6 protein-coding genes and 1 pseudogene are annotated in these 6,727 nt (G+C 33.3%); 5 read left to right on the plus strand and 2 right to left on the minus strand.

What is annotated here, in order from left to right:
• A partial coding sequence (locus tag Q1J40_RS01475) for an aldehyde dehydrogenase family protein (RefSeq protein ID WP_301098266.1) occupies window positions 1-806 on the plus strand: 806 nt, incomplete at its 5' end.
• Between the two features lie 160 nt (window positions 807-966).
• On the opposite strand, the gene Q1J40_RS01480 is transcribed toward Q1J40_RS01475, so the two are convergent.
• Window positions 967-1,788, minus strand: a complete 822-nt coding sequence (locus tag Q1J40_RS01480) for a glycerophosphodiester phosphodiesterase (protein WP_301098267.1) — start codon at window positions 1,786-1,788, stop codon at window positions 967-969.
• A 231-nt stretch (window positions 1,789-2,019) separates the two neighbouring features.
• On the opposite strand from Q1J40_RS01480, the gene Q1J40_RS01485 reads away from it, so the two are divergent.
• From Q1J40_RS01485 to Q1J40_RS01500, 4 genes are read left to right on the plus strand one after another with little or no spacing between them, the layout of a single operon-like run.
• Complete coding sequence (locus tag Q1J40_RS01485) at window positions 2,020-3,087, plus strand: ABC transporter ATP-binding protein (RefSeq protein WP_301098268.1); 1,068 nt, start codon at window positions 2,020-2,022, stop codon at window positions 3,085-3,087.
• Window positions 3,084-3,953, plus strand: a complete 870-nt coding sequence (locus Q1J40_RS01490) for an ABC transporter permease (protein ID WP_301098269.1) — start codon at window positions 3,084-3,086, stop codon at window positions 3,951-3,953. The genes Q1J40_RS01485 and Q1J40_RS01490 overlap by 4 nt, the downstream gene beginning before the upstream one ends.
• Window positions 3,950-4,807, plus strand: coding sequence for an ABC transporter permease (locus tag Q1J40_RS01495; protein WP_301098270.1), 858 nt, complete (start codon window positions 3,950-3,952; stop codon window positions 4,805-4,807). Before Q1J40_RS01490 ends, Q1J40_RS01495 begins: the two co-directional genes overlap by 4 nt.
• A gap of 16 nt (window positions 4,808-4,823) precedes the next feature.
• Window positions 4,824-5,912: an extracellular solute-binding protein gene (locus Q1J40_RS01500; protein ID WP_301098271.1), complete on the plus strand. Its 1,089-nt coding sequence runs from the start codon at window positions 4,824-4,826 to the stop codon at window positions 5,910-5,912.
• Between the two features lie 50 nt (window positions 5,913-5,962).
• Here Q1J40_RS01500 and Q1J40_RS01505 read toward each other — a convergent pair.
• Window positions 5,963-6,391: pseudogene (locus Q1J40_RS01505) on the minus strand (IS1595 family transposase); the annotation flags it as partial.
• Between the last annotated feature and the right edge of the window lie 336 nt (window positions 6,392-6,727).

The following is a 6,727-nucleotide window of genomic DNA, read 5'->3' on the forward strand; positions in this document are numbered from 1 at the left end:
AAGTGATGAAAGATATTAACTCGACTGGTTTTGGATTAACCAGTGGATTACATAGCCGTATTGATGAAACTGTTGAGCAATGGTTAGCAACAATTGAGGCAGGTAATTTATATGTGAACCGCAATACTGTCGGTGCAGTTGTAGGGGTTCAACCATTTGGTGGAATGGGCTTATCTGGTACAGGACCAAAAGCGGGTGGACCACTCTACTTACAACGTTTAGTGAATCGTAAGGAATGGGATTTACAGGACATTGAAGGTGGTGAAAAAGTTGATTTATCATCCCTTGTAGCAGGACTTAAGGCAACATTATCAGGAGCTGAACTGGATAATGCAATGACCTTAATGAATCAATTATCAGATCAATCTCCGCTTGGAAAAGTGCTCACGATGCAAGGTATCACTGGTGAAGATAACTTTATGTGTTTAGTATCTCGTCCAATCATTGCAATTAGCAATGGATCGTTAGACGCACAAATTAAAGCATTGATTGCCATTGCGGTAGCGGGAAGTAAAGCGGTGGTATTAAATGGTTCGCCTCTTTTTCAACACGCCTCTCATTTTGGCAACCTAATTTCAGTGGTCGATGATTTCAATACACTTTCTGAATTGAGTGTGTTGGTTGTACTTGATCCATTATCCGTTGAACAAAAATTACATTTTGCACAACGAGAAGGGGCAATCTTAACCTATGTTGAAAGTTTAGATTTAGCCTTATCTCTCTTCCCATTATTACACGAAAAAGCAGTCAGTATTAACACTGCAGCAGCAGGTGGTAATGCAAGTTTAATGAGTGAAATGGATTAGTCTGTTAATTAAGCAAATAAGCGGTTGGTTTTCATCAGTTTTTTGTAAAAAATACCGATTAACCAACCGCTTTTCTATTTGAGAAGAATTATTATTGGGGCTGACATAGGTTAGCCCTAAATATTTCCAGTATTTATTGTCTGTTATTTATTCAATTATTTTAGTAAGCCTTTTTACCTGCTTTGTTAATAAGTTCTTTTAAATATGGAATATCATCGTGGCTCAACATATCAATTAATCCTTCTTGTAACCAACTGATGATTTCACTTTCTACATCATAACCATATTTTCGGTTATAAACTTTTAATATAGGTTCTTTTGACTCGTGTATGTATAAACGAACAGATAATCCTGCTTTTTTATAAGCGATTAAATCTTCTTTACCAACATAATGATATTCTACACAAACACTACTTGCATTTGAGCCAAGCACTGCAGAGAGTTGATCATTGTAGCGAGCAAGTGTAACAACTTGAAGTTTAATTTCTGGCAATAATGTTTTTACTTTATTAATTAAAACGTGATCAAAACCAAGTAGAAGAATATTATCAACGGATTTAGTTTCTTGTAACAATGAAACTAAAACCTTAGCAAAACGTTGATGGTTTCTGCGTTGTTTGGCTTCAACAATGAGTCCTAATTTGTTCTCTACTGCCCAATTTAGCACATCACGTAATTCTGGAATTTGAGTATTTTTAAATTCAGGTGAAAATTTAACACCAAAATCATATTGTCTAAGTTCAGCTAGTGTCATTTGCTCGACATAACCTTCACCATTGGAAACTCGTTCAATAGAAAAATCGTGAATCACTACTATTTTTTCATCTTTTGTCATCGCAATATCTAATTCAATACTGTGAGTACCTTCCTTAAATGCACCGATAAATGCGTGCATTGTATTTTCAGGGTATTTAGTATTATAACCACGATGGCTATTTGCTAAAATAATTCCTTGTTCACTTACGTTAAAATTAAATCCCATTTTCTTACCTCTTTATCTTTAAATTTAACCTTTAGTCAAATAAGTTGTAATCATTTTGCACCAAATAAAAAAATACTCAATAGCTAATTATTTTAAAAAATTTTAGTGTGATCTACTTAACAATTCAAAGAAAATATACTTCTAAGGAATTAACTAATTAATTAATATCTCTAAATTTAGAGTGTTAAGATTAAAAACAATAAGTAATTTATAAAAAATAAAGAGGACATAATGGCAAAACTAGAAATAAAAAATGTAACAAAAAAATTTGGAGATTTTTATGCTGCAAAAAATATTACTTTTACAGCAGAGGAAGGAGAGTTTGTTACATTACTTGGTCCGAGTGGCTGTGGAAAAACATCTTTATTAAAATTAATAGCGGGTTTTTATCAAGCAGATGAAGGTGAAGTAGTTATTGGAGGTAACAATGTTAATTTTGTACCTCCTGAAAAAAGAAATACAGCAATGTGTTTTCAATCTTATGCCCTCTTCCCACATCTGAATGTCTCTCATAATATTTGTTATGGTTTACAACAAAAGAATATAGTAAAAGATGAACAAGTTGCTCGTTTGAATATGGCATTAAAACAAATGGATTTAGAAATGCATAAGTTAAAAATGCCAAACCAACTCTCTGGAGGTCAACAACAGCGTGTAGCTTTAGCTCGTGCAATGGTTACTCGTCCTGATGTTATTTTATTTGATGAACCCTTATCGAACTTAGATGCTAAATTGAGAGAAACGGTGCGTTTTGAAATTAAACAATTATCACATCAATATAATTTAACTAGTATCTATGTTACTCACGATCAGGCAGAAGCATTGGCGATGTCAGATAAAATTATTGTCCTCAATAAAGGTAGTATTGAGCAAATCGGTACACCATTAGAAATTTATCATCAACCAGTGAGTCGCTTTGTTGCTGATTTTATAGGTATTGCGAATATTGTTGAGGCTGAAGTTAGTAGTTTAGGTGATGACCTTTACCAAGTACGGTCAATTTTTGGTGATTTTGTTGCTAAATCAAATAAAAAACCAGATTCAAATCGAGTTTACATTTGTTTCCGTCCAGAAGATGCTGTGCTGTGTGATGTAAATTCGTCTGGAGAAAATCAATTTACAGTTGAAGTAGTACAAACAGCATTTATGGGAAATTTAACAGAAGTACAAGCTATTTTACCTAATCACCCTGAACACAAAATCCGCTTACAATTGACCAAATATCCGAATATTCCAGCGGATAAACTTTTACATTTTAATTTACCAAGTACCGCTATTCATTTCTTGGAGGCTGTATGAATAAATTCAGAAATGACATAAAAGCGTGGCTTTTACTTATATCGGGATTAGGAACGATTTTGCTTCTGATGGGGTCAACATTTTATATTGTTGTGTTACAAAGTTTTGGATTACATAATGTTTTTGGAGAACCAGAGATATTTACTTTAACTCATTGGCAGTCAGTTCTTACTGATGAAGTATTCCAAAAAGCATTAATGTATTCAATTAAAGTTTCATTACTTGGTGCTATTTTTTCCATTATAGTTGCTTATCCCATTGCAATGTGGTTACGTAAACCTATGGCAGGGAAAGTTGCAATAATTACTACTCTAAGAGCACCAATGTTAGTACCTGGTTTGGTTGCTGCATTCTTATTCGTTAATATGATTTCTTATCACGGTATTTTGAATGAAACATTAGTTTTCTTGGGTATTTGGGATAGTCCTCGAACTTTACAAAATGATGAATTTGGTTGGGGGATAGTTATCCTACAAATGTGGAAAAATATTCCATTTGCATTAATTCTAATTGGCGGAGCTGTGAATTCATTAAAATCAGATCTACTTGATGCTGCTGCTAATTTAGGTTCTGGTCCTTGGCAACGTTTTAAGTATGTTGTTTTTCCTCTAAGTCTTGGTGCTGTGCAAGTTTCTTTTATCCTAATCTTTATAGGTGCTTTAGGGGACTTCGCATTTTACAGTATAGCAGGACCTAGAGACACTTATGCACTTGCTCGCTTGATGCAAATGACGGCTTATCAATTTGAAGAATGGAATCAAAGTGCGGTTATGGCAATGATGATAATGTTAACTTCTGCATTCTTTACTATATTAATTTCTATCATTATTCGACCACTAAGCCATAAGAAAGGAGAAATAAAATGAGCCAAACTTCACAACAACCAGTTAGAACTAAAAATGGTCGATTAATTGCCAAAATTTCTTTAACTTTTTTTATAGTGGCAAATTCTATTTGGTTATTTATTCCATTCTTGATGGCAGGGTTGTGGTCATTAGTTGATCCAAATGAGCCTTGGAGTTATCCAGATATTTTACCTCCATCTCTTTCTTTTGAACGTTGGATAAATGTATGGCAACAAACCTCTTTGCCAGAAGCAATGTTTAACAGCTATACGATAGCACCAAGCGTTGCGTTAATTGCTATTTTGTTAGCTATCCCAACGTCTTATGCTTTTGGTAGAATGGAGTTTCGTGGCAAGAAATTAGCTGAGCTTTTAACGCTAATTCCTTTAGTCATTCCTGGAATGATCATTGCATTATTTTTTAGCCAAATGTTATTAGCATTGAACATAACAACTCCTTTTATTGGAATTGTTATTGGTCATACCGTAATGACATTACCTTATGCTATTCGTATTTTATCTTCTGGCTTTTCATCTGTACCACAGGATCTAATTGATGCTAGTCGAGATCTTGGGGCATCTAAATTGACAACTTTTAAAGATGTCTATTTACCAATGTTAAAACCAAGTTTCTTAGCCGCTATTATTTTTTGTTTAGTAAAAAGTATCGAAGAGTTTTCTATATCATTTGTTATTGGGTCACCTGATTTTATTACTGTACCGACAATCCTATATTCATTTTTAGGATATTCATTTATTCGTCCAAATGCAGCGGTTGTATCATTAATTTTGTTAGTACCAAATATTATTTTAATGATGATTATTGAAAAATTATTAAAGGGAAATTATCTCTCTCAATCTACAGGCAAAGCCTAATAATTTATAGGAGTACATTATGCGTAAATTAACAAAATTTCTTTCTTTTGGCTTAACTTGCACGGCAATATCCCTTGCTAGTTCAGTTTCTGCTCAAGATCTCAGCCAAAAATCTTGGGAAGAAATTGAAGCTCAAGCTAAAAAAGAAGGGCAGGTTGTTGCTAGTATTTGGTATTTACAACCTCAGTTTCGTATTTTTGTGAAATCTTTTGAAGAGCAGTATGGTGTGAAAGTGCGTATTCCTGAAGGAACTTCTGATGGAAATATCAATAAACTATTAGCAGAGAAAAACTTAGAAAAAGGTAAAATGGATGTTATAGCAGTGGGAGCTGACGCCTATCCAACAGTATTAAAATCTGATGTTTTAGCTGACTTATCTAAATTACCAAATTTTACTAATGCAAACCATTTTTTACAAGGTGTTGATTTAGGTAATTATGGTGTGGGATTCTGGGGGAACCAAACTGGTTTTGCTTATGATCCGTTACGTTTAAGTGAAGATAAATTACCGCAAACGTGGGAAGACGTTCAATCTTATTTACAGGCTAATCCTAAGAAATTTGGCTATGCCGATCCAAATGGGGGAGCTTCAGGTAAAGCATTTATTGAGCGAGCTTTAATTTATGTTGGTGGAGATTATAATTATCAAGTTCAAGATGTTGATGAAAAACAAGTTAAGTCTTGGAAAACAACTTGGGATTGGTTTGCAAAAAATAAAGAAAATATGACCCGTACTTCTTCTAATGCTGATAGTTTAACTCGTTTAAATGATGGTGAATTAGATTTAGTTTCTGCTTGGCAAGATCATTTATTTAGCTTACAAAAACAAGGCGCTATTACTTCTCGTTTAAAATTCTATGTACCTAAATTTGGTATGCCAGGAGGTGGTAATGTAATTACTGTTGCAAAAAATAGTCCTCACCCTGCAGCATCTTTATTATTTGTTAACTGGATAAGCTCTGCTGAGGTACAACAAAAACTTAGTCAAGAATTTGGTGTACGTCCTTTAAATAATAATGTAGGGCAAACTGATATTTTATTCTTCCCAGCAACTTGGGGTAAAGAAGCAATGGCAGACTTTACTAAAGAAGTTATTTCAAAATAATTTTGATAAAATATGATAATATAAGGGGCTGACATAGATTAGCCCTGAATTTAACACCATTTTTTCAGAGTCTTCAACTGATTTTTTGGTGTCTCATAGTTAAATCTAAACTCACATTCCTTTAAAAATAAATGAAAGTTTTTCTTATCAATTCCGTTATATTTCCTTAAAACTCGCTTTGCTTGTGACCAAAAATTTTCAATTCCATTTATATGATTTTTTCCTTTGGCAAAATCAGTTGAATGGTTAATTCTAAAATGTTGAAAATCACTGATATCAAGAGCATTATAACTACGATAATGATCTGTATATACAACACTATCAGGGACAATTTTCCTTTTAATTACAGGGAGTAATGTACTTGTCGTAGTATCGAAAACAATAACGGTATAGACCATCCCATTCCTTTTTAAAAGTCCAAAAACTGCTGTTTTACCCCCAGCTCCTCGACCTCGCTTTCCTTTTCTGAATTTTGCAAAAATATCCAATCTAGACAGTAATGAGCAATATATTAAACTTACAGATAAACTGACTGTTCTTTGGAATAGAATATCTATTATGCCGTTCCGTTACCAATAATAGTACAAAGATGAGGAAACCACCTTATACAATAACCAGTCGTTTATTTTGCAGTCTAAGCGGTCAGATTATTACAAAAATTTGTAAAAATCTGACCGCTTACTATTTTAGAAACATTATTATTTTCATTTTTTATGGAAAAATAAATTACTTTTAAATCAAAAACTTTCTACCACCGAATAAGCACAACCATTTGTCAAGATCTTGTTCTGTAAAAAAATATAGCTAGAATATCC

Source organism: Otariodibacter sp. (assembly GCF_029256985.1).
Lineage (GTDB): Bacteria > Pseudomonadota > Gammaproteobacteria > Enterobacterales > Pasteurellaceae > Otariodibacter.